This window comes from Wolbachia endosymbiont of Armadillidium vulgare str. wVulC (assembly GCF_001027565.1).
Taxonomy (GTDB): Bacteria; Pseudomonadota; Alphaproteobacteria; order Rickettsiales; family Anaplasmataceae; genus Wolbachia.
This window is the reverse complement of the sequence record NZ_ALWU01000006.1, coordinates 13,350-38,235: the sequence shown is the minus strand read 5'-3', so window position 1 is coordinate 38,235 and position 24,886 is coordinate 13,350. Positions and strand designations below refer to the sequence as shown.

The following is a 24,886-nucleotide window of genomic DNA, read 5'->3' as shown; positions in this document are numbered from 1 at the left end:
GAGAGAACGGACGCTATGACTGATACGAACTCAGCTCGGTACCTCCTTCATCTACAAGGTGCTTATAGATCCAAATTTCCACTTTCAGCAGCATAGTGTAGAGATGTTTACCAAAATCATCTTTAGCATTAAAGGCTAGCCCTTTCTCTACAAGGTATTTAAACAGATCTAAGTTACCGCTCTTAACAGCATATTGCAGAAGTATTTGATCATAATTAACAACTCCTTGATTTACACTCATTTTACCCTCCTTTACACATAAACAACAAATACATTACCGATTTCACATGCTCTACATGTAAGTCTTAACTATATCCTACCATTTGCACCAATAGCATCAGCTTCGACCATACCTACCAGTGCCTTACAGACTGAGCATCTTTTACCTTTCAATAAAGATACTGTAGGATATACTCTTTTTAGAATCCGTCAACCCCTAATTTGAAAAGACCTGCAGCAAAAGAGGAGAAATGGTTATATAAAGAACAAGAAAAAGTGAGGTAAAATGAGCTTAATAATCTAAAAGAACATCCGAGGAATTTTCGAGATGTAACAGGTCTGACAATAGAAGAATTCCAAAAGATTGTCGAAACCAGAGTGGGAAAAGGTTGAAAAACAGAAGAAATGCCATGGAAGAACATCAAAATTGCCTGCATTGGAAGGCAAAATACTCTGTATAATTCTGTATTATCGAACTTATATAACACACCGATTCTTGAGTAACTTGCATACTGCCGATTACTCAAGAAAATGGAACCACTTTTGGCTAAAAAAATCTCAATAAAAAAGGATAGGCCAGAAAGAATTTTGAAGATATTAGCAGATGTAACCAATACAACGGCCAAAAGACAGGAAAATTGTCTTATTCTGGAAAGAAAAGAGTAAACACAATGAAAACGTTATAAAAGAAGATGGGCAAATTCTATCAGTGTCACACAGAGCACGATTTTAAGATACGAAAACAGGAAAAAATATTGCCAAAAGAGAATATAAAGTATGCAGATTTTGGGGTGGCAAAAATTGCAGAGTAACGTTGTAATTCCACATAAAAGGTATCGGGCTGACGGATGATCAACAATCGGAAGCTGGCATCATTTAGGTGGAGCATAAAATTCGTGAAATTAAGATTTTATGTCGCATACCTATCGCAATTTTCAGAAGAAATACAACATGAATAATTGATGGTCTCGTAAACCTCAGACATGAGTTTTAATTGACTTCTTGCTGTTGGCCTAATTTGCCGCTCAAATTAGTTGCATACCGTTTCGCAGTGGGTCTTATGAGACAAGACCTCATTCAGGTAAATATTGCTATGGCAAAACACCTATGCAAACTTTTCTTGATAGCAAACACATTGCTTTTCAGAAAAATATTAGTTTTAATTACCTCAATTCTTCTGTCAGTTAATTCATGCCTGTCAGATTAAGTCTAAACTATTACACTTTTATATAATATCGAAGGAATTCTTGTCACCCTCTTGATAGTTTTTTAGCCCCTCTCCTTCTGAGTTACTCGGTGATTCTTGCATAGTTGTTTGATCAGGTTTAGTTGATAATTCATCTTCTCCTGAATTACTCAATGGTTCTGGCTCAGTTGTTTGATCAGATCCAAATAACCACGAAAAAAAGCCACCAAGAAATGATCCTATTAAAGAAAAAGGCTTCATAAGTATACTAAACAAATTACCAAAGAAAGAGCTCGACTGTTCTTCACTTGTTAATGATTCACTTCGTAGACTAACATCATTTTGTGTAGGTGCTGTATCAGTAGAACGTCCATTATCAGGCTTCACAGCTTCAATTTTTACATCATTTCTTTCTTCTGCACTGATCTCCTGTGGTTCTTCCTCTGGGTCTTGTTCTTGTATAACTGGCTGGACATTACCTTCTTGCCCAACGTCTTCCTCTAGACCTCCTTCATTATCTGTCGATGGCTCATGAACTAAACTTTCATCAGCTTTTTCTACTGCTCTTTTTGATAGAGTTTTTATTTCCTCATCCTCAACTAAATCGAAAGGAGTCAATCCATCTGCATTTTGCATATTAACATCATTTCCTTCTTCTGCACTGATCTCCTGTGATTCTTCCTCTGGGTCTTGTTCTTGTATAACTGGCTGGACATTACCTTCTTGCCCAACATCTTCCTCTAGACCTCCTTCATTATCTATCGATGGCTCATGAACTAAACTTTCATCAGCTTTTTCTGCTGCTTTTTTTAATAGAGTTTTTATTTCCTCATTCTCAGCAAAATGTAAAGGAGTCAATCTTTTTGCATTTTGTATATTAACATCAATTCCATCTTTTCCTAATAGAGCCTCTACTACCTCTTTACAATTGCTTTCAGCAGCAAAATGTAAAGGAGTCAATCCATCTGTATTTTGTATATTAACATCAATTCCATCTTTTCCTAATAGAGCCTCTGCTACCTCTTTACAATTGCTTTCAGCAGCAAAATGTAAAGGAGTCCATCCATCTGTATTTTGTATATTAACATCAATTCCATCTTTTCCTAATAGAGCCTCTGCTACCTCTTTACAATTGCTTTCAGCAGCAAAATGTAAAGGAGTCAATCCTTTTGCATTTTTTATATTAACATCAATTCCATCTTTTTCTAATAGAGCCTCTGCTATCTCTTTACAATTTTTTTTAGCAGCAAAATGTAAAGGAGTCCATCCATCTGCATTTTGTATATTAACATCAATTCCATCTTCTCCTAATAGAACCTCTGCCATCTTTACATAGCACTCTTTAGTAGCCAAATGTAAAGAAGCCATTTCATAGTCATCTTTTACATTAACATCTGCTTTTATATTAACATCTACTCTTGTGTTTATTAGATCTTTTGCCGCATCAACTTCATTAGATTTAACAAGATAAAGTAATCTAGCACTAAGTAATTTAGCATTTACATCTCTGTTTAAATCACTCATTCCACACCTACTGTAAAATTATATTACTATGGCAAAGTTATTAATAATCCGTAAGCTATGGATAAAATTTTCTGGATTACAGCGTCACATGATAACTTATAGCTTTTCTTATAATTGACCTTGACAAGAAAAGGTAGGGGAAAAATCAGGGATGTTTTTTACAAAAGGGACAACATGAATCAGAGGAATTTTATTTTATTTAAAGCATAAAACTATCGTAAACCTCCATAGAGTACTTAATGGACGAGTAGACCGGTGGAACTTCCCCACCAGCCCCTCACAGAACCTTACTATTACCCACAAGTATAGAATTCATGAGCAAGTCTCCATCCTTCTGCTAAATCAAAGAGACGTTTCCATCCCTTCCACAAAGCTATAGGACCTGGTTCTAAGTCGTTTTTGCGAGCTAAAAACCCTCCTAACTTGGCCACCCACCTCACAATTTCTCTTATAGGTGGTGGAGTTTCAGGATAGTCTTTTTTCTTAAGCATTTTGGTATATAAAACCTTCCATTCGTCGTCAGTCAGTATGACAGTGCAAGAAAGATTCGGATTTGTTCTAGCTACCAATGTGATAAAAAATATTCTCCATGCAATTATACTCATAATTGTAAGAAAGCGGATCAATCTATCTGCTGTTTGGAGCCTACATTCTTCAACTTTAAGACCGGATTTCAAAATTTTATGAAAAACCTCTATTCTCCATCTTAAGCAATACCATTGTATTTTTTCTACTGCTTCTTCAAAATTATTAATATTTATATTTGTTAACAAAATCCAGTTCATGGGCTCTTCGCCAAATGGGGGATATTTTTCTATAGCATAGACAGCATTTAAACTTAAATTAGGAAGTTTTTGGGTTTTACGTCTAGCGTTATTTTTTGATGCATTCATCACAAAGTTGCTAAACTTTACTTCTAAAACTGTTGTTCTTTGAGGTTTATCATTGCGAGCAGACTTGTATTTCTCCTTGACAAGACATGCGATTCATCAAATCCCATAACCTTTCACCACCTTTTTCAGAATAAGTCGACTTCTTATTTACTATTCTATTTTGATTTCCTCTTACTACAAAAAGAGATTGATTAGTGGAAGCAACTTCAAATAAATCATACATATCTGCTTCTCTGTCACAGACGGTAACTACCTTGATATCTTTAATCCAGGATGATTAGTAGAATCTTTAAGTGATTCTATCCACCTTATGCTTTCTTTCTCTTCTATGGGAACAGCAGTATTATGGCTTCTTCTTTTCAACTCTTTTAGATCTTCAGCTAAGGACGGTCTAGTACTAATTTTTTGATCCAATAATCCTATAGGTAGTCCTTCTGTTGTAACTGCAAACGTTGTATGCATCATGTGTTTTAAAATTAGTTGTTTTAGATGTTAATCTTGCTGCTATAACCCCTAATCCTTCGGTCTTTTTATGATTTTTATATGAGATATAACTCGTGTCTTGGATAGCTAAGATAGTTGAGTGTTCTTTAGCTCTTTCAACAGTTTTAATTATATGACTGTCTAATATCTTTCTTTCAGAAATGGCATCGTTTTGGAAAAATCTATAAGCTGCTTTACTTTGATGCCAATCTTCACAAGCTTGATTTATTGAGCACTCAGGCGATTCAGCAAAACTATTAACTATTTTTAGAAGCCTTTTACTTAATCTTATATCACCAAAATTAACAATTCCCAATTCACTTTCTGCCCATTCGCCAGTTGAGATATTTATAGTTCTTTTCATCACATATTCCATCTTTAGACCATAGATCTATTTATAGAAAGTTGAATTAGTAAGATAGCAGCTTTTTCTCCATTTTTAGATTTATGGGTAATAGTAAGTCACAGAACTGTGCATGAACCTCTCGATTCACACAGCTCCCATTATTCAGTCCTTTAATTCCCATACTAGACTCCAGTGGTAGAAAGTATTCGGATTTTCTTTTCTCATTTTTCCTAGAAGTTTCCTCGCTAGTCTTTTTCCAATCTGATATTTCCTTTTTACCCACTTTTCTAGGTGCCTCTCTACATTATTAAGCAGTTTATACATCTCCGTTTGGTAAAACCTGCCATAATACTGACACCAGCCTCTGACTATTGGATTTACTTCCTTTGATATTTCCTCTAACTTTTTTCCTGTAAATTGGTATATTTTCCACGACCTTATGGTTTGAGTGATCTTTTTCTTGGCCTTATTGCTAATCGCAGGTAGAAATCCAACGAAATATTTCCCTATTTTACTCTTTGCTTCTCTAGGTCTAAAAGTGTACCCTAGAAAATCAAAACTTTGTTTAGGAAATGCATTCTTACTGTTGCTATTCTTACAATATACTACCTGTGTCTTTTCAGAATGCAACCTCAGTTTAAACTCAGCCAATCTTTCTTCGATCGTTACTTTCATAAATTCTGCCTGCCTGAGAGTTTTACAGTGTACTATCGCATCATCTACATACCTCTCAAATGGTATTGTCGGGTACTTCTCTCTCATCCATTCATCAAATACATGATGCATAAATATGTTTGAGATCATCGGGCTTATTACCCCGCCAACAATGTTGCAAAAAACGTAAAATTAGAGAAAAGCATTTCTCGAAAACTTCTATGTCCAAAAACAAGAGTGCCATTTATTTATAGTGCCAACAATCAATTAACCATCAGTTTCAATGAATGATATGAACATATTATTTCAAGGAAAGTTCATGGGGAATAAGAGATTAGCTATACGGATTAGCTGTAGCTATGAAACTAACCGGTTGGCAGAAAAGTATTTGTTAGATGCTTATGAAAAAGCCGTGTCAAAGCAAGTAAGCCAAAAAAATTTAAAACATAAAAATGGGATTCAAGGAGGATCAAATGGTAACAGTGAGTTTATATGCAAGAGTTTCTTCAGGGAAACAAGCACAAGAAAATACAATAGCAAGTCAAGTTGCAGCTTTAGAGAAGCAAATTAATACGGATGGGTACAAATTATTAAGTGAGTATAAATTTATTGACAATGGCTACAGTGGATCTAATTTAGTCCGTCCTGATCTAGAAAAATTACGTGATAAAGTAACAGAAGGTAAAATTGATAGATTCATTCACCTGATCGCTTATCTAGGAAATATGCATATCAAATGGTATTACTTGAAGAATTTGAGAAAGCAGGAGCAGAAACGGTTTTCTTAAATTATGAGATTAACGATAATCCAGAATCTCAGTTACTGTTACAAATGCAAGGTATGATAGCAGAATATGAACGAGCGAAAATTATGGAACGAAGTCGTCGCGGAAAGATTTACGCAGCTAATAAAGGTTGTGTAAGCGTAATGGGAGGAGCTCCTTATGGTTATCGTTATATAGATAAATATATGGGAGGAGGACAAGCTTTATTTGAAATAAACGAAGAAGAAGCTAATGTTGTTAGGAAAGTATTTTTGTGGGTAGGAAGAGAAAGTTGGGGAAGTGTGTCGTCGGCTAAACACTATGTCTATTATAACACGAACAGGAAAAAAGTGCTGGGATAGAAGTGTGATTTGGGGTATGTTAAAAAATCCTGCTTACAAAGGACAAGCGGCTTTTGGTAAAACAAAAGTAGGTGTAAAGTTACAACATATCAGACCACAGAAACATTCTTGTGAACAACCGAAAGATAATTACTCTACCTGTTCTGTTGAAAAAGCAAATTGGATTTATGTTAAAGTGCCAAATATAGTGGACGAAGATGTATTTGATATAGTTCAAGAACAATTAGCTGAAAATAGAAAAATAGCAAGGACAAGAGAAAGAGGAGCAAAACATTTACTACAAGGTTTAATCGTATGTAAGCGTTGTCGTTATGCATATTACGGAAGTCCTGTAAGAAATATAATGCACCCCATAAACTAGACCAAAAAAAAATGGTTAATCCGAGTAGGAAGGTAAAGGGGTAAAAGTATGGCAACAAAAAAATATGAACCAGAGTTAAAAGCAAAGATAGCTTTGGAAGCAATAAAAAATCAAAAAAGCACATCTGAGATATGTAGTGAATATAAAATACCATCAACAAATCTATATGATTGGCGTATTGGCAAGGTTAAAAGACCTATTTGTTGAAGAAAGTGAAAGTGCGAGAAAACAAAGAATCTTAGCGCAAGAAATAGAAAGTTTACATAAAGTAATAGGAGAATTGACAGTGGAAAATAGTTATTTGAAAAAAAATTACTGAAATAAGCAAAAAAGATAGAGTAAGGTTTATAGAAAAAGATTCTGATCTGTCAATTAGGAAACAGGCTGATTTACTGGAGATTTGCAGATCTAGCTTATATTATAGGCCTATAATTAATAACGAAAGTGAAGTAGCAAATTTGATTCAAGAAGTATATTTGGCTTCTGATTGCCGTTATGGATATCGTAAAATTACTGCTGAAATCATAGCGAGTGGGGTAGTAGTCAATCACAAAAAAATCTTAAGAATTATGAAAAAAATGAAGATTAGTGGGCTGTATTGTAGAAAAAGATGTAATACAAGTATTAAAGAAAAAAAGCATAAAATATATCCTTATTTACTCAAAGATTTGATTATTTGTAGAGTTAATCAGGTATGGGCTACTGATATAACATATATTATGGTAGAAGGTAAGTTTGTCTATTTTGTAGCAATAATGGACTTGTATAGTCGCTATATTATTGCTCATTCATTATCACCATATCTCGATGCTGGATTTTGCCTTTATACTCTCAAAGAAGCTCTAAAACAAGGTAAACCTGAGATTTTTAATAGTGATCAAGGGGTACAGTTTACTTGCTACAACTTTATTATGGAATTAGAGCGTGCTAATATTAAAATCAGTATGGACCATAAAGGACGTTGCTTCGACAATATATTTGTTGAGCGCTTATGGAGAACTTTAAAGCAAGAAGCTATATATTATTATAGACCAAATAGTATCAGAGATTTGAATCTTATAATAAATGATTTTGTTGCTTGGTATAACTATAGAAGGCGACATCAGACTCTACATTATAAAGTTCCTGCTGATCTTTATTATCATAAACAGTAAATGAATATATTGATAAATACTTTAAATGTGTGTCGACGTATTTATCAACATATTCATTTTAAAAATCGGATCACTTTGAAAAAAATGGTCTAGACAAATGGGTGCACTATAAAATAAGCGAGGAGAAAAAATTGATCATTATGCTTATTATCGTTGTATAGGTAGAGATTCTTACCGTTTTGGTGGTAATAAAATTTGTGATAATAAACATATTCGTACAGATGCATTAGAAACAGCCGTGTGGGAAGAGGTTAAGCATTTATTGAAAAATCCAAATAGGGTTTTAGAAGAATACAGACGTAGACTTTCAGAGCTTAAAAAATCATCATGGGATCAAAAAAGCGATTTACTAGAGAAACAAGAAAATAAATTAAAACGTGGTATTGCTAGACTTATTGATAGTTATGCTCAAGAATATATTAATCAAGAAGAATTTGAACCACGAATTAAAGCAATGAAACAAAGCTTAAAAACAATTGAAGAGGAGAAGAAAAGGATATTCGATCAAAAGAAATTAAAACAGGAATTAGCTTTGGTTGTAACCAATTTAGAAGACTTTTCTTCCAATATTAGATCAAACCTTGATAACGCAGATTGGCTAACTAAACGTGATATTATCAGAACTTTAGTCAAGAGAATTGAAATTAACCTTGAGGACGTAAATGTGGTGTTTCGTGTAAAAGAGCTACCAAACTCTTCTGGACATAGTGGAGAAGAAAAGAAAAATTTGCAACATTGTTGGCGGGGTAGTTGAACCTCCCTGCGGAACTCCTTTATCCCTAACTACCCTACTACCGTCTGCTTGCTGAATTGGAGCTTTCATCCATCTTTCAGCATACAGTATGATCCATTTGCAGTCTGTGTACTTTTTGATAGCTTGCAATGCCAACTCGTGGTCCAGATTGTCGAAGAATCCTGATATATCAAGATCTATCACCCAATTGTACCTCCAGCATCTTTTGCGTGCTGTATCTACCGCATCCAGTGCTGATTTATTTGGTCTATAACCATATGAATCCTCATGGAATTTTGTTTCTACTAGCGGCTCCAAATACATAGCAGCAGCCGTTTGCCCTATCCTATCAAATACTGAAGGAACACCTAAAATTCTTTTTCCTCCTCCAGTACCTTTCGGTATTGCTACAGCTTTTACAGGCTCTGGAAAATAACTTCCAGATGACATCCGATTCCATAGTTTGTAGAGATTATCTTTTAGATTTTCCTCAAACTTTGCTATCGAAACCTCATCCACACCAGCAGCTCCTTTATTCTTCGATACTTGTTTATAAGCTCTCCAAATAAGCTGCTTCGGTATGTCAAAAGACTTTGTTTTACTCATTAATTCCTCCCCTTTCGGTTGATAAATAATTAAAACTAAATAACCCAGCCCCTTCGCTCCATTTCCATTACAGAAACTTCTTCACTACTACGAGCTGATCCGCCCCTGTTCTTCGCATCGGTACTCTCATCCTTAGAGTTTAGCTCCTTGGACTTCTCCCTTATCATCGAAACGACAGGTTCCCGCAGTTCCACACAATAGCCTAAAATAGATTCACGCCACCTCTATGCCGGACGCCACCTATCCAGTAAACAAGTTCCTGATAGGTTTATCCCAAGAGATTGAGGAGCCCATGATTTTGACGTCGTCTTTGGAATTTCGACACTTCATCAGTGGTTCATTTTCATTCGCCTCTCTATTTTACACATGATGCATAATTGCATCTTTTCCATAACGCTCACTACCATGGCTCTTTACCACAGCAGCTTATGGCTGTTTGAAGCCTGTTCTTGCAAACCGACTTCGAGGGGCCCACCCTCATCTATTGTGCAGCTTTGCACTTAGTTTGCTCATTTTTAAGCATTCTTTGTGTCCCTACGGCACACCCCCTAATTTACCATATTAAAAACAGAATTAAGACACAAGAAAATACAACTTTTTCTCAAACAGATTAATATTAACTTAATACAAAATATTGCTAAAAATTTAAATAATACAACTATTTCCAGCGCTCAAAACCAAGGGCGGTGAGAATCTTTCGTTTTGGGATGCATTGGTCTACCATGTCTACCATATGAACTTTTTTATATGGTAATTTTACTACATTGCAAAATCATCTATATTGGCTTACTTTTGCTAAATTTACATATGAATTAGCTTACCCAGCTTTGTTGTAAAAGTTCCAAGCTCTTATTTACATAACCCCTATTTTACTCAGCTTGCTCTTTTACTTTCCTCAGGGAATGTTCAAAAAAGTGTGTCAACCCACATTTTTAGTTCAACTCAATTTTCAATCTGTTGGGAAAGAAGATGTCAAGTTGAGACATAGTTAAAGCCCAATTAGGCAAAGCCCTAATCCATTTATGCTTCACTTTTTTTTATAGCACAATATACCAATTTGTACAAGGCATTTGTACTGGTAAATGAACCCTTGGTTTCAGTGAACTTTCTGATTTGTCTATGCAACACCTCAATTGGATTGGTGGTATAAGTCAGCTTTCTAACTGGCTCAGAATACTTAAAATAACCAGGTAAATTTTCCCAATTGTTTTGCCATGGTTTTATAACCAAAGGGTATTTTGCACCCCATTTTTCTTTCAGCTCAAGCAAATAATTCTCAGCGATTTCTTTACTTGAAGCACGATATATTTTCTTTAAATCATTCATAAAAACTTTTGCTGGATACGTATTTTAGTGAATTTCTTATTTTGTGCACAATGCATAACTGTACCTCAGCGTGGGGAAATACGCTATTTATAGCTGTAGGAAAGCTTTTTAGACCGTCAACACAAGCTATCAAAATGTCTTCTACCCCCCTCTCTTTTAAGTCATTTAATACACCTAGCCAGAAGTTAGCTCCCTCACTTTCTGCTAAATAAAAGCCCAAAACTTCTTTTCTGCCATTTTGCTAATATATTGTACATACATTTACTTACGCAATGCCTGTCTTCTTTGACCTTAAAAAACCATGAATACTATTGGATATACAGACTGCAATGGACGACTGCGCCATTCGTTGATTACTGGCAGTAATTTGTCAGTGATATTGGATATTTCTGCTGCAGATATTTTATGGTCATACATCTCCTCTATATGCGATGCTACGCCCCTATACCCCATGCCATTAGCGTATGTGCTTAAAACCTTTGCTTCAAGTTCTGGATGTAGGCTTGTTTGCCTTTTTTTTCACTATTTGCCGTTCAAAACTTCCTTCTCTGTCTCTTGGTGTCAATAGTTCAAATGAACCTGCGCTTGTCTTCAAAGTCTTGCCATTCCTCCCGTTTCTACGATTGTTTTCTTCATTTCCAGCAGATAAATGATGTTCTATTTCACCCTCTAGCCTAGCTTCAAGCAGCCTTTTTATAAATGGTGTCATCTCTTCCCATCAGTGGCCTACCTTTTCGTATAGACGACAGGTTTCTAATTCTTTGTAATCTACCAATCCATTAGTTCTATTTGCTATTTTTTGACTCATGTCAAACCTCCATTTTTTATATCAATTTATTACTTTTTTTTTGCTTGACACACTTTCTTGAACATTCCCTTCCCTCAAACTTTGTATATACACAGAGCTTAGATAGCTAGTAACTACACCATTATCCCCTCTTTGTATAAGGTATTGAACGATATCTAAGTTATTATTTATAAAAGCATAGTGCAAAGGACTCTTATTACTTGCATCATCTAAATCTATATCAGCACCGTTCTCTACAAGACATTTAACGATATCTAGGTTACCATCTATAGAAGCATGACGCAAAGGACTCATTCCATCTTCATCCTGTAAATTTACATCAGCATCGTTCTCTACAAGATATTTTACGATGTCTAAGTTATCCTGCATAGCAGCATAGTGCAAAGGACTCATTCCATCTTCATCCTGTAAATTTACATCAGCATCGTTCTCTACAAGATATTTTACGATGTCTAAGTTATCCTGCATAGCAGCATAGTGCAAAGGACTCATTCCATCTTCATCCTGTAAATTTACATCAGCATCGTTCTCTACAAGATATTTTACGATGTCTAAGTTATCCTGCATAGCAGCATGGTGCAAAGGACTCCTATCACTTGCATCATCTAAATCTACATCAGCAACGTTCTCCACAAGACATTTAGCGATATCTAGGTTACCACCTATAGAAGCATAGTGCAAAGGACTCATGCTACTTTCATTCTGTAAATTTACATCAGCATCGTTCTCTACAGATATTTTACGATGTCTAAGTTATCCTGTATAGTAGCATAGTGCAAAGGACTCATTCCATCTTCATCCTGTAAATCTATATTAACATCGTTCCCTACAAGGTATTCAACGATGTCTAAGTTACCATTCATTACAGCATAGTGCAAAGTATTCTTACCACTTTTTTCACCTAAATTTACATCAGCCTCTTTCTCTACAAAACATTTGACGATATCTAGGTTACCACCTATAGAAGCATAGTGCAAAGGACTCATTCCATCTTTATCCCGTAAATCTACATCATCCTCTTTCTCTACAAGACATTTTACGACATCTAAGTTACCATGTATAGCAGCATGGTGCAAAAGACTCTTATCACCGTTAATAAGTAAATTCAAACCACCCAATTTTCTTACAAGACATTGAGCGATATCCAAGTTACCAGGCAGAAAAGCATAGTAAAAAAGATACAGTTGTTCCTCAGTATCTAGTAAATTCACATCAGCTCCTTTCTCTATAAGGTATTTAACCATTCTTAATTGACCATATCTAATAGCATAGCCTAAAGGAATCTTTCCCTGTTCATTCCACTTATCAAGCGTAAAATATTTTTCATTAATAAAATACTTCATTACTTCTAATGCACCGTATGCAGCAGCATAGTTTATGCCACATTCACTTATAATTAAATTAGCCCCTTTCTCCATAAGGTATTTAACAACCCCTAAACGATCATAACTAATAGCATAGTGTACAGGAGCAAGCCCTATTTTATTAGTATTATTAACAGCTTTGCTTAATTTATCTTGATCTATTTTCTCTAATATAAGTCTAATAACTTCTTCATTACCATCTTGGGCTAGTAAATGTAAGATAGTACTTCCATTATAAGTAGAATTAATAAATTCATTAACTAACTCTTTGTATTTACTAGCATAACTCCAAACAGATATAATGTAAGTTACACTTGTAGTATCACTATCCATAAGTGATGTCATAATTTTTCTTAAAGTTCCTTCTGTTGTTCCTGTTAGTTCTTCTTCTATTATTGTTTTCTGTGTTCCCTCATGAATTTTTGCTATTGATTTCTCTAACTCAATCACTGAGACTTTATCAAGTAGATTAAGTGCATCTGAAGCGGTTTTTTGACCACGACTCAAGTAAGCAATAAAAGCTAAAATATCATATAATCGCTGCCCTTCTTCACTGATAACTAATTCTACCAAACGATCAAGATTTGATTCTTGTATTTTTCCATAATAGCATTTTAGATATTCACTAATATTAGTTCCTCTTTTGTTAATATCTACTGCTGCTTCCGCTAAACTGAGCGGATGGTAATTTAATGCTTTCCCTAACTTTGATATGTAATCCTGTGATTCATCTCTTTCTAAGGCTTTTCTAAGAAATTTATCAGATTCTCCTGGATCAAAGTTATTCAACTTTATTTCTTTTATCCTTTTATCTCCCCAACCCTCTTTATAAGAAGTAATTAAAATGAAAGGCTTTTCTCTATCAGAAAACACATCAAAAAAATGAGATGGTAAAAACTTTTCAATCTCCTTATACCCATTGACATTATCAAACACAAAAAAACTTTTTGTGTTTTGATAATGCTCATATATATCCTTGATAATAGATTCAATTCCTCTATCTTGTACAGGAATTCCTAATCTTCTAGCCAACTTACTAAATGAAGTTAAAAGATCGTTATGTGATGAGGCATCTATCCATATAATTTTTATAAAAGTACCCTTACGCTTTTCATTAAATCCATAACCTCTAGCAAGTTCGCTCTTTCCTGTTCCAGGTTTCCCACTAATTAAGACTACTCGTGACATTTCTAATTCTTGACTGCTACCGTGTAACTTTAGGTTCAATTCTTTTATCACCGCTTTTCTTTCAATGAAAAATTCTGCTATCTTGCCAAAATCGTAGGAAAATTGACACCTATCTTCATTTTGTTTTCTAAGATGTTCTTTTACACTTTCTATATCTTTCTTTTTTAAAGAATCTAGTTCGTTAATCTTCTTTAATATAAAACGAGCTAATTCTTCTTTTTTTCCATTATCTAAAATATACACATATTGTTCTTCAGGAGTAATAACAAGCGTATATTCTTTGTCTATACTCTCATTCCTCCACTTTTCTAATTCCCACGCAAAGGGAAGCCGATAGCTAAATTCTTTAGAATTACTACCTCTCTTCACATAATACTTAGTGGTACCATCCTCCATTTTTTTTATTCCTGTGTTTCCATATAATTCTGAAGTCAACCAAGTTTCACCACTTTGCCTATCTTTCACTTTATATCCAGCTGATCTGAGATGCAAACTCTTAGCTGCTGTTTCTCTTTTTGATTTACCTAAAACAACATCCCGAGTTATAAGATCAACGGAAAATCCTTCCTCCTCATTACTACTTGAAATATAATCTTTTGCTCTAGATGCAGCATCTACTGCTAATTTCTTAATTCCCCTCTCCCACAAAGATTCATCAACGTCCACAACCCTCACAAATTGTCTCTCAAATTTTTGAAAAATTTCCAAACCAGCCCTTACTAAAATCTCTCTCTGTTGATCTTTGAAAGGCACAACTGTTGCATAAAACTTTTTCTCCCTTTCCTTATGTTTTTTTGCAGCAAAAGAGCCTATACATTCACTCGTTTCTTTTAAGGCTGATTTCAATAGACCTGATGGAGTAGAATCATTCACAATTGATGTACACTTATCCGCAATTTTACCTGCTTTTTTTATCTTTGAACCTGGCTCTACCTCCTCAAAACATTCAGATATCCTTTCTTCGCATTTTTTAACAAAAGTCTTAACAAACAAAGTTGCTTTTTCCGTTACCTCATTACTTATACTATCATCTGTATCATTCGGTTCGCTATACCGTGTATCATCGCTGCTTATAGATGGAGGTCTTGTTACTCCAGGACTCTGTTGACTTTGTCCACACTGAAGTTCTCCACTAGATAATCTATCTTCTTGATTATCTGCTACTTGTTTCTCTATATTTTCTTTGCCTAACATAAAGCCTCCTATATTTTAATATTCATACTTTGATTGTTTTATCGTAAACCTCTTCTCTGAAGATTGGTTTCAATATCTAATTCATTTGATTCTTATAAAGCTGTACTAAACTGCTCTACAAATTTACTGTAGAAACCTTAAGTTAATTCCAAGTAACTTTGATTACAGTGTGCTTTTCTTTTGATTTTTTACTAAACCAGGTATATTCTTAAAAAAGCTAGAATTGCTTTCTGAATGATGTACATAACACAATGCATCTAGCAACACTCCATGTGTTTTACGTAAACTGTACTATAGCTAAAAGGATCTATCAGAGCAAGAACTTTTTTGCATGCTTTAGTATTTTTTTAAACTAAAGCCAGTGCTTGCAAAAATACTTCTATTTTTTTCTGCAATGTACTCTTTCTATTTTTAAGTACTAATTCAACTTTACATATCACTAAAAACTAAAACAATACCTCCACTTCCAATAACCAAAACCAGCAAGCGTGAGAACTGTTCCTTTTGGGATGCATTGGTCTACCAAGTGTACCATACGAACTTTTTAATATAGTAACTTTACTATGCGCTAAAATCAGCTATTTTGGCTCACTTTCACTAAATCTACGCACGAACTAGTTTGCCTAACTTTGTTGCAAAAATTTTACCTTTTTATTTTCACAACTCTATTTTTACCTGATGCTTTCTCACAAATATACGATCTATTTTCTTTTTAAACAAAGTAAACATTTAAAATTTTTATGACGCTGAAGAGTATGGTATTTCCTGTAAATTCCAATAGAATTTTTATATCTGTTCAATATAGAAAATGTTTTCCATGAAGTTTTTTTATCCTCAGTAATTTTAGGTTGTTATTTAATTCTAACTTTTACATAATACCATAAATATTTTTATATGGAGAGTGCAATGCCAAGAATAACAGAACGTCATGCTGCAGTACTTAATAAGTTACAAAGTGTTATTGAACATACAGATTCCCAAATTGCTGCTGAAAGGCGTTTAGCTATTGAAAGATGGGTGAAGACCTATATTAGGCAAGTAAAATCTCTCGAAGGTGATAAGCTACAATTCTTATACAACATATTTCGCGATGAGAGTTGTTGGTCGGGTGCAAAGTTGAATAACACTAGCCTAGGACAAAGGCTAACTGAAGAAAGCATAAATGGGATAGAAAATCCGTTTTCTAGATATAAAATGGCATGTAGATATTGCGTGAAAGAAAAAATTAAAGACCTTTTTCAGGAAAAGTTCGACCTTCACAAGAGCAGGTTTTCTCCTGATGCAGTAGATGATGATGGTGGACCTGCGGCCAGCAACGATAAGTATATAAGAAGTGATCTGTTAGACTCTATGGAAAATTATGATCCTGCATCTAGTTTTTGGATTGATAGAGAATCTGAAGAATTAAAATTAAAAGAATACAGTGATATAGATGGATTCCGAGAAGCTGTAGATCTTAAATGGAGCGAGGGAGTGGAATATTTCTATAACCGCTTAAATGAGCAAGAAAGAGAAGAGGAAATTACTAATGCGGTTATTACCTTGTCCACTATTCAATGTAACTACAATCGTGCTACCGTTTTAGATTTTTGCCTGTATAAAATGGATGATCCAGCAAAACATGAGCTGTTGCTTAAGTTGTTAGAAAAAGATCAGGGAGTATATTCACTTCTTAATGGGTTAATCAGGTGGAGTTTTCTTGATACAGTTCAAGATATAGTGAAGCGCTGGTGCTATGAAGAAATTTCGGTATCTGCAGACAAAATACTTTCAGATCATGATTATGGACTCCTCCTTTCCTCGTTTTCAAATGTGATATTGGAAAATCCTGAGTTAAGTGCCCAAGCTAGATCAATTACTATGGATATTTGGAGGTGCAATCGCTTTAATGAGCATAAAAAGGCTGCTGTTTTTTCGAATGGTAGAGTCCCAGTCAAACGCATGCTTGCTGGATTAATTGTAGATTGGGAGCGCGGTCGTGCTTCAGGTGATACTGGAAAAAAAGACGAGGTGTTAGAGATTTTACAGTTTGCAAAAAAGTATTGTACACAGGAGGATTTTGTGAGTTTTAAAAATTATTTAATTAGCAACCTAAAAACAGTTGGTAGAACTGGTATGAAGAGTGGTGTTGATTATGGCAAGCTGGCAGAAGGGTTGTTTTCTGAGTTAGATAAGGTACCTATTCCCCACGGTGGCTTTGGTGATCCGCAGTCCATGTTAGAAGCCCCTGGTATTAGTGGTTCGTCTGGTCATAGTAAGTAGAGGTGTTTTATGCATAACAATGGTGAAAATATTGGACTGATTAGAAGATTGTTAAACGGAAATTGCCAAGAGTTTGTAGAAAGGTTTGAGTCTTTCTTGGATCAGTGTCCATCTTTTTTGCACTCAGTTGGTAAGGATCGCTTTTTTCCTGCATTCTTTTTTGGTATGTTTGCTACTGCGTTTGATTCTGATGTTGTAGATAATGAAAAAATTTATTTTCGTTTTGACAACAATCCGAATGAACCTAGAAAAGGAAATTTAAAGGTTGCTGTGTTAACTAACGACAGAGATAGAAGAGGTTACAGAATTGTAAGGTGTTTCACTATTGCTGATAGACAGAATAGTTTTGGTTCAAGATTTAGTCAGCAAGAAAGGTTGTGGGTAGAGGATGAGTTACAACAACAGAATATTGTATCGTGTGCAGGTCGATTTGCGTGGGAAGAGTATAAAACGTTCACATGGGCAGAAAATCAAGGAGAAGAGGAAGCAATAAGATGTGTAAAAATTCGTGAGGGAAATGCATTTACTGGAAATTCAGCATCTCCATGCGATGGTGGTTTTGAAGAGATCACCAGGACCTTCGGTATACAACAAGGTTTCCTGTCAGGTTTATTAGGAGATCTGGCAAGTAATAATGCAGATGATGTTGTTGATACTATTGATGATGTTTTGCAGTACGTAATTAATCTCTACAATAGGTATAATCAGGTACTGAACTTCAATAGCAAGGAGTCGGACTATCATGGCTTTTTGTCAGGGTTTTTGATGAATTTTAGGTATCGCCATACAGCTGGTATTTACCTTGAATTATTTGTGGGGGGTGGATATACAGATATTACTTTTCTTGTACGTGGTGTACAACGATTGATAGATTCTGTTCCTATTATAATTGAACTCAAGGCAGGGCAAGCAAGAGACAGATGTGCTGATCGAGCGTTGGCACAGGCTGAAAATTACGTTACACAAGATGTCCTGTTTCATCTATATCCATCCACACCTCATCGGATGATGCCGTTTGTGTAGGGTTAAATTTTGATTTAGACAACAACGAACGTTTGCAGCTTAGCACTCAAAACTTTTTGGAAAGAGAATCTTCTTTAGTAGAAAGGCTGTTTAATGGATCTATGGCCGAAATTCAAGAGAGTGTTAGAAACTATTTACTATATCCATCTTTTGGTGTGCCTGCTGTGCCTGACACTAGAGGTACTAACAGCAGAGTATTTTCCTATACAACTAGATTTACTTTTGCAAGTGCTGCGTTTGCAAAAAGAAGAATTGAGTTGGAAGATGGAAGTGAGGTATATGTAGATAAGTACTTGTTTCAATACCATGATGATGATAGGATGCGAGGTCGACATGGAGGAGTAGCACAAGTAAATGTTGGGGATCGTGCCTTAACTATGGTTTTACGGGCGTTATGGGCAGGAGAAGAAGGAATTTTTGTGCTTGATATTCGTCACGCGTTAGCTCACCAATTTCCCATACAAGGCCTAGACTTGTCACGTTGGCCAGATGCTAGAGTATATGAAGTGGTGTGCACATTGAATCCAAGTAGAAGAGCTGAGGATGATCTTGGTTTAGCCGTTAATGTGACACAATTTCAATCATCTGCCGATTATCTACAGCATAAGGGCAATCAGTCTTTTCAAGGTGAGCTTTTACCAGTAGGTGGTGGTAGTAATGTACACAACACTGCAAATGTCATGATGAATACCGGTTGGCAAGATGTGAATAGGCACAAGGGATTATTTCAAGCAATTTCTAATGTGCTATTTCCGTTAAAGTGGGTAGTGAATAGAAATAACGCCCAAGAGGTTGGGTTTCATTCTGTGTTGCACGGATTGTTTTATACTTGTAATAATCCTGCTAGGGTAATTATAGAATTCCAGTTGGGAGGAGGAGAGAAGATAGATTTGGTATTGTTACGGTCTGTAGAAAGTGGAGGTGGTGTTCATCCAATTGGGATAGAGTTAAAGTTTGCTGGTACGGGCGAACTACAGGATAAAAAACAAGAGGCAAATAATCAGTTAAATAGTTATTTGCAATGTAGAGGATATAAGCGTATTACCGATGGAGACACAGTAGTTTTATCGTACGCTATATGGAATGATCGTGCGCAGAGGCCAAATACTCTTATATCGGTTAAGGATGTTCTTCGTATAAAGGGCAACCTAGGACATAGCTCTGCAGATGATCTTCCTGGCAGATGAGGGTTATTGAGAATTTACATATCAAATTAAGTGTATAATAGATTGTACTGGTAAAATGTATATGGCAGTTTGCCCTAAATTTTCGAGGTTGTCCGGAAACAGCCTTGTTGCATAGCTAATTAAGAAGATAGCAGGCTCAAAGTCATATGAAGTTACAGTAGGAGAACACAACTCTCTAAAAAATACGAAAATTAAAAAAGTTATGCTTTCATTAGCTTTTATTCATGCTAATTATTGTACATAATATATTTATAGATTGAGGGAATATGGTGTTAGAATATATTTTAGAGAGTAAGCAGGTTTGTGCAAAAAAGCCATTTGGTGGATTAGCTACTGAAGAACAGCATGATGATGAGTTTTTTGGTGCAGAAGATAATAATAACAATTATGCAACTATTAGTGAGAGCGACGATGAGTGGAGTCCTGTACATCATGCTGCTCTAGGGAATTACAGCTGTATAGTTGCACTTCTATCTGATACACAGGATCTAAGTGGGATGACTCCTTTGCATATAGCTTGCGAAAGTAATTCCTTAGATGCACTAAAAGTTCTATTAGATAACGGAGCAGACGCTAGTATACAGGATAATAATGAAAATGTTGCTTTGCCATTTTGCTGAATTTAATAACAACCAAGCTCTATTGCAAGCTGCAGAACAAAATGGCAACATGAACAATGTGAACCGTGGAGAACTTATGCGGACCAGAAATGGGTAGATGAAACTATTAAGCTGGTAGACAGGATGTTTTTCTTGTTAATTTTCGCTTGCATGTTACAATAAGTATCAAAGATGAGGTACATGCTATGAATAGTGAGGTAAAAAACAAGCGATGTGTGGCATATGCAGAACAAACTAGCTCAAAAAGTTATTATTCTTCAGAGTATTGGGATTCACAGCCAAATATTGATCTAAGCAATTTAAACTCAGAGGAAGACTCGAACTCAAGCTATGATTCAGATAACCCTTTTCTTTTAGAAGGAGATTCATCTTTGGTAGAAGAAGAAATACCATTGACTGATGAAGAGAGTTTGTTAAATGACGAATTTCTTCAGAAGATGAATGATATAGCGGAGAAAAATAAACAAGAGTATGAGAAAATTATAAAAGGGAGTATACAAAAGTATGAAGAATCTACAAAAACTTGGATAGAGAGTGCTCTAGAAAATATTGACAGTATAGTAATTGAGTATCTTAAAAAGGGAATAAAGTTAAACTCATATTGTGGTGACAATAGAATAACTGTAGTGAACTTAATACTTGAGAAAATACAAGATGTTCTTGACGATGTTACAGAAGTAACCTCTGGTAGACATATTCACTATCGTGAAGATCTAGCAGCAGATAAAGAAAATGTGAGCATTATACAAGATATTATTGAAGATTTAATATTAAAAGGCGGGAAAGTGCAGCGACGTTTTTTCTATAACGATAGGATGTCACATGCAACTATGGGATTTGTAAATAAACTTAATGATCAATTTGATGACTATCTTTTTGGTAAATATAAAAAAATTAGAAGCCAGCTAGAAAGTGCTGTGTATGAAAGCATTGTGAACAAAAACAAACAAATTCAAGATGAGTTAGAAATAAACATAGATAATATATATTCTTATATAAAGTATCCACAAGGTAGTATTGTTGAGATTGTAAAAATTACAAATGAATTGGAGGTAGAACCTCTAGAATTAAAAGTCTGCACGTTGAAAATAGGAGGAAGTATAGTAAGAATTGACATTGAAGGGGAAGACAGAAATTACACTGACATTGCAGGTAGTGACGGTATAGTGTTAACTTTCTACACCAGCTTGGGGGAGTTAGAAGTTGAATTATATCTTGATGAGGAGGATGAAAATCTCATAGGGGTAGAAGTAAGAGATCAAGAAAAGTTAGAGAAATTGAAAAGCTGTAACGAAAAAATAGGGGAAAATTGCTTCCTTGGTGGATTATTAGTTAATGAAGCTATAGAACAAGGGTATTTTGAACGATCTAGAAAACTTTGTCAGTCTTCTGAAAGAGTTAGCTTATCTGAAAAAATTGAGGAGGGAGTCTTGGAAGCAGTAAAAGATTTAGAGTATGGCGATATAGTAAACTCTTCGTCAAATTCCTGTAGAGAAGGTTATGCAGAAAATCAGGGCGCTAGTATCAACTCAAGTCACTCAGTGCAGCATAGCAAGTCAAGTGGAAATAGGAGGAGTATAAGTGCTCTAGGTTAAAATAACAGATTTTTAGGCAAGGCCAAGGGTTATAAATTACCTTTCTTCAAGGGAGTGTTAAATAAACTGTGTCAAACCACATTTTTAGCTCAACTGAATTTTCAATCTGTTAGGAAAGAAAATATCAAGCTGAGAAATAGTTAATGCCCAATTAGGCAAAGCCATGACCCATTTTTGCTCTACTTTTTTTATAGCACAATATACCTGTTTGTACAAGGCGTTTGTGTTGGTAAATGAGCCTTTGGTCTTAGTAAATTTTCTGATCTGCCTATGCAGCCCCTCAATAGGATTAGTAGTATAAATTAACTTTCTAACTGGACCTGAATACTTGAAATAACTGGACAAATTTTCCCAATTATTCTGCCAAGATTTTACAACTAACGGATACTTTTCGCCCCATTTTTCTTCCAGCTCAAGCAAATAATTTTCAGCAATTTCTTTACTTGTAGCACGATATATTTTTTTCAAATCATTCATAAAAACTTTCACATCTTTGCTAGATACATATTTCAATGAATTTCTTATCTGATGCACTATACATAGCTGTACTTCTGCATTAGGAAACACATTATTTATTGCTGTAGGAAAGCTTTTTAGTCCATCTACACAAGCTATCAGAATGTCCTCTATACCTCTCTCTTTTAGGTCATTTAATACACCCAACCAGAAGTTAGCTCCTTCGCTTTCAGCTAAATAAAAGCCCAGTACTTCTTTTTTACCATTTTGGTCTATGCCCAATATATTGTACATACATTTACTTACACAATGCCCATCCTCCTTGACCTTAAAAAACATGCCATCCATGAACACTATCGGGTATACAGATTGCAGTGGGCGACTGCGCCATTCATTGATTATCGGTAGCAATTTGTCGGTAATACTTGATATTTCTGCTGCAGATATTTTGTGATCATAAATTTCCTCAACATGTGACGCTATATCTCCATACCACTGGCAAATGTGCTTAAGACCTTTGCTTCAAGTTCGGGATGTAGGCTTGTTTGTCTTTTTCTAACTACTTGAGGTTCAAAGCTTCCCTCCCTATCTCTTGGTGTTAACAATTCAAATGAGCCTGCACTTGTACGTAAAGTTTTTCCCATTTCTTCGATTATTTTCTTCGCTTTCACCAGACAAGTGGTGTTCTATTTCACCTTCCAGACTTGCCTCAAGCAGCTTTTTTATAAACGGTGTCATCTCTTCCTGTTAGCGGTCTTCCTTCTCGTATAGACGACAGGTTTCTAATTCTTTATAATCTACCAATCCGGTAGTTTTATTTACTTGACTCATGTCAAACCTCCGTTTTTTTATATCAATTATATTTTTATTTCTTGGTTTGACACAGTTTATTTAACACTCCCTTCTTCAAGCCGGTTTTTGAGATTACAATTTTATTTACCTCTTTTGAGTGGCTCTCTACAGTTGGAGTTACATTAAATTCTACTATGTTTTTATCCAAAGTTACATCATTTACCACATAGTCAGAATTCAAAAGATCACTATAATAGCTTCCGCTTCTCCAGCTACCCTCTGATATTTGCAAATACTCTTTGTCTAGCCCTATAAGAGATGTTCTCTCATGATCTTCATGAAAAAATGCTAAATTTTCATCTTCATCTCCACACGGGTGAAGCACCAGCGAGTATAAGTAAAAATCATCTTTAATATGCTGATCATCTTTATTATATTTGTGTACTTCATAATAAGAGTTATCATCAACAAATTCTGAATCATTATTGAAAAAATCTATAAAATCTGTCATAATGTTAGCCTCTTTTATTAATAAATTACTAATAGTGTAACTAATATTTTTATATAAGTCAATATAAGTTAATTTATTAACTAAAATTTTGAACTAAACTCACAAGTAACCTGTCATTCCTTACTGGAAAGATTTTCCTGCTTTTAACTGTTTGTTAATATATATCAAGATCTTCGCTATTTTATGTTAATATGTGTGATTCATATAGGTCATAACAACTGATTTGTCAGATTAAGTCTGAATTTTAAATAGTTAAGTAACGTTGTGTTTTTGAATTGATTTTAATCTTTGATCATGCTTGTAATTTTGCATGACAAAAGGCTCCTTTGACGGAATATAATTTTTTTGCACTTCACTTAAACAAGGAATTGTACTTTCTAGCTCTTTATATTTTTCCCATGGAGTTTTCCCTTGAAGAGAGCTATGAGGACGTTGTCTATTATAATGGTTTTCCCAATCTCTGAGTTTAATTTGTAGGTCAGGATCCTTGATGTTAACACTACTGTAAAATTCATCTAAATCTGTACGCTGAGCTCTTTCCACTTTACCGTTTAAATGCGGGGAAAATGGCTTAATAGGACGAAATTTGATTTTCCATTTTCTCAAATATTCTTGCACCCCATAAGCAAAAAATTCCTGTCCTCTATCGGTTTGAATTCTTTGACAATGAAATGGCATTCTTTCTCTTAATTGTTCAAGAAAATCTAGAGTGTTTTCTGCAGTACGTCTTGGGTACAATGTAACAACTTTATAACGTATCTATAGCGGTATACTGATAAAGTCCAGAAGCTATTTTGCATACATCCATCTGTATACGCTCTCCTGGTACTTTACAGTTGTAACGCTTTATTTGTTTGCGGTAATGACGTTTAATACGTAAAAGACTTACATCATATTTTTTGAAAACTTTGTGTATAGTAGCCAATGAAAAAGAGAGATCATGTAAACGTTTCAATTCAGCTTGAATACGTCTTGCTCCTAATTTTCTAGTTTTTCTTAAGTGGAGAATAAGTTGATCATTAGATATATTGGTTTTTTGTAAAGGTGAGGTTTTAGGTCTGCTACTAAGATTTTCTAATCCTTTTTCACCGAACTCCTTGTAACGTTTACACCATTTGCGTAAGGTAAAGCGTGAAATATTATAGTGCTGACATACTTTTCCTGCATGACCTAATTTTTTATATAGTTTTACCCAATTCAGGCGTAGCTTAACTTTAGAGTCCATTTACTTGCGGCTTTTATTGTTGATATATTTTCCACCATGATTGTAATAAG

Annotated in this window: 14 protein-coding genes and 9 pseudogenes; 12 read left to right on the top strand and 11 right to left on the bottom strand. The window is 34.9% G+C overall.

From position 1 onward, the window contains the following. Nucleotides 1–13: 13 nt before the first annotated feature. Nucleotides 14–241: an ankyrin repeat domain-containing protein gene (locus tag wVul_RS04600; protein WP_047759356.1), complete on the bottom strand. Its 228-nt coding sequence runs from the start codon at nucleotides 239–241 to the stop codon at nucleotides 14–16. A 317-nt stretch (nucleotides 242–558) separates the two neighbouring features. Here wVul_RS04600 and wVul_RS09845 point away from each other — a divergent pair. Then, nucleotides 559–1,213: pseudogene (locus tag wVul_RS09845) on the top strand (IS5/IS1182 family transposase). 74 nt (nucleotides 1,214–1,287) lie between these two features. Beyond that, nucleotides 1,288–1,407 (top strand): annotated as a pseudogene (locus wVul_RS08775) (IS481 family transposase); the annotation flags it as partial. 37 nt (nucleotides 1,408–1,444) lie between these two features. Here wVul_RS08775 and wVul_RS04595 read toward each other — a convergent pair. The 3 genes and pseudogenes from wVul_RS04595 to wVul_RS04585 form a co-directional block, all read right to left on the bottom strand. Beyond that, nucleotides 1,445–2,929, bottom strand: coding sequence for an ankyrin repeat domain-containing protein (locus tag wVul_RS04595; protein ID WP_153295576.1), 1,485 nt, complete (start codon nucleotides 2,927–2,929; stop codon nucleotides 1,445–1,447). Nucleotides 2,930–3,222: 293 nt separating this feature from the next. Then, a pseudogene (locus wVul_RS04590) lies at nucleotides 3,223–4,669 on the bottom strand (IS4 family transposase). A gap of 144 nt (nucleotides 4,670–4,813) precedes the next feature. Further along, nucleotides 4,814–5,464, bottom strand: coding sequence for a group II intron maturase-specific domain-containing protein (locus tag wVul_RS04585; RefSeq protein WP_255351241.1), 651 nt, complete (start codon nucleotides 5,462–5,464; stop codon nucleotides 4,814–4,816). 293 nt (nucleotides 5,465–5,757) lie between these two features. Here wVul_RS04585 and wVul_RS10170 point away from each other — a divergent pair. The 5 genes and pseudogenes from wVul_RS10170 (at nucleotide 5,758) to wVul_RS04570 (ending at nucleotide 8,700) form a co-directional block, all read left to right on the top strand. Further along, nucleotides 5,758–6,431 (top strand): annotated as a pseudogene (locus tag wVul_RS10170) (recombinase family protein). Beyond that, nucleotides 6,391–6,792 carry a recombinase family protein gene (locus tag wVul_RS09540; protein ID WP_202966479.1) on the top strand — a complete coding sequence of 134 codons (402 nt, stop codon included), beginning with the start codon at nucleotides 6,391–6,393 and terminating at the stop codon, nucleotides 6,790–6,792. The pseudogene wVul_RS10170 and the gene wVul_RS09540 overlap by 41 nt, the downstream one beginning before the upstream one ends. A gap of 48 nt (nucleotides 6,793–6,840) precedes the next feature. Next, nucleotides 6,841–7,946, top strand: a pseudogene (locus wVul_RS08770) (IS3 family transposase). A gap of 130 nt (nucleotides 7,947–8,076) precedes the next feature. Next, a pseudogene (locus wVul_RS10295) lies at nucleotides 8,077–8,190 on the top strand (recombinase zinc ribbon domain-containing protein); the annotation flags it as partial. An 18-nt stretch (nucleotides 8,191–8,208) separates the two neighbouring features. Next, nucleotides 8,209–8,700: a hypothetical protein gene (locus wVul_RS04570; RefSeq protein WP_202966478.1), complete on the top strand. Its 492-nt coding sequence runs from the start codon at nucleotides 8,209–8,211 to the stop codon at nucleotides 8,698–8,700. On the opposite strand, the gene wVul_RS04565 is transcribed toward wVul_RS04570, so the two are convergent. From wVul_RS04565 to wVul_RS04545, 4 genes and pseudogenes are all read right to left on the bottom strand, one after another. Then, on the bottom strand, nucleotides 8,632–9,285 hold the full coding sequence (locus wVul_RS04565; protein WP_238580404.1) for a reverse transcriptase domain-containing protein: 654 nt from the start codon (nucleotides 9,283–9,285) through the stop codon (nucleotides 8,632–8,634). The two genes, wVul_RS04570 and wVul_RS04565, sit on opposite strands and share 69 nt — an antisense overlap. 932 nt (nucleotides 9,286–10,217) lie before the next feature. After that, nucleotides 10,218–11,419, bottom strand: a pseudogene (locus wVul_RS04560) (IS256 family transposase). Nucleotides 11,420–11,440: 21 nt separating this feature from the next. After that, complete coding sequence (locus wVul_RS08765; RefSeq protein WP_153295572.1) at nucleotides 11,441–12,157, bottom strand: ankyrin repeat domain-containing protein; 717 nt, start codon at nucleotides 12,155–12,157, stop codon at nucleotides 11,441–11,443. After that, nucleotides 12,148–15,165 (bottom strand): ankyrin repeat domain-containing protein, encoded by a 3,018-nt coding sequence (locus wVul_RS04545; protein ID WP_153295570.1) that lies wholly within the window; start codon nucleotides 15,163–15,165, stop codon nucleotides 12,148–12,150. The genes wVul_RS08765 and wVul_RS04545 overlap by 10 nt, the downstream gene beginning before the upstream one ends. 906 nt (nucleotides 15,166–16,071) lie before the next feature. On the opposite strand from wVul_RS04545, the gene wVul_RS04540 reads away from it, so the two are divergent. From wVul_RS04540 to wVul_RS04525, 5 genes are all read left to right on the top strand, one after another. Continuing rightward, the gene (locus wVul_RS04540; protein ID WP_047759355.1) at nucleotides 16,072–17,427 is read left to right on the top strand and encodes a hypothetical protein; all 1,356 of its coding nucleotides are present in this window, start codon (nucleotides 16,072–16,074) and stop codon (nucleotides 17,425–17,427) included. A 9-nt stretch (nucleotides 17,428–17,436) separates the two neighbouring features. Then, nucleotides 17,437–18,450 carry a hypothetical protein gene (locus wVul_RS09835; protein ID WP_238580403.1) on the top strand — a complete coding sequence of 338 codons (1,014 nt, stop codon included), beginning with the start codon at nucleotides 17,437–17,439 and terminating at the stop codon, nucleotides 18,448–18,450. Nucleotides 18,451–18,551: 101 nt separating this feature from the next. Continuing rightward, nucleotides 18,552–19,637 (top strand): hypothetical protein, encoded by a 1,086-nt coding sequence (locus tag wVul_RS09830; protein WP_238580402.1) that lies wholly within the window; start codon nucleotides 18,552–18,554, stop codon nucleotides 19,635–19,637. A 266-nt stretch (nucleotides 19,638–19,903) separates the two neighbouring features. Next, nucleotides 19,904–20,257: an ankyrin repeat domain-containing protein gene (locus wVul_RS04530; protein ID WP_047759354.1), complete on the top strand. Its 354-nt coding sequence runs from the start codon at nucleotides 19,904–19,906 to the stop codon at nucleotides 20,255–20,257. 185 nt (nucleotides 20,258–20,442) lie between these two features. Further along, nucleotides 20,443–21,852, top strand: a complete 1,410-nt coding sequence (locus wVul_RS04525; protein ID WP_047759353.1) for a hypothetical protein — start codon at nucleotides 20,443–20,445, stop codon at nucleotides 21,850–21,852. A gap of 84 nt (nucleotides 21,853–21,936) precedes the next feature. On the opposite strand, the pseudogene wVul_RS04520 reads toward wVul_RS04525, so the two are convergent. The 3 genes and pseudogenes from wVul_RS04520 to wVul_RS04510 all read right to left on the bottom strand — a co-directional run bounded on the left by wVul_RS04520 (nucleotide 21,937) and on the right by wVul_RS04510 (nucleotide 24,836). Continuing rightward, nucleotides 21,937–23,139 (bottom strand): annotated as a pseudogene (locus tag wVul_RS04520) (IS256 family transposase). Nucleotides 23,140–23,173: 34 nt separating this feature from the next. Further along, a complete protein-coding gene (locus wVul_RS04515) occupies nucleotides 23,174–23,611 on the bottom strand; it encodes a hypothetical protein (protein WP_047759352.1) in 438 nt (145 codons plus the stop codon). Between the two features lie 252 nt (nucleotides 23,612–23,863). Continuing rightward, nucleotides 23,864–24,836: pseudogene (locus wVul_RS04510) on the bottom strand (IS481 family transposase). Between the last annotated feature and the right edge of the window lie 50 nt (nucleotides 24,837–24,886).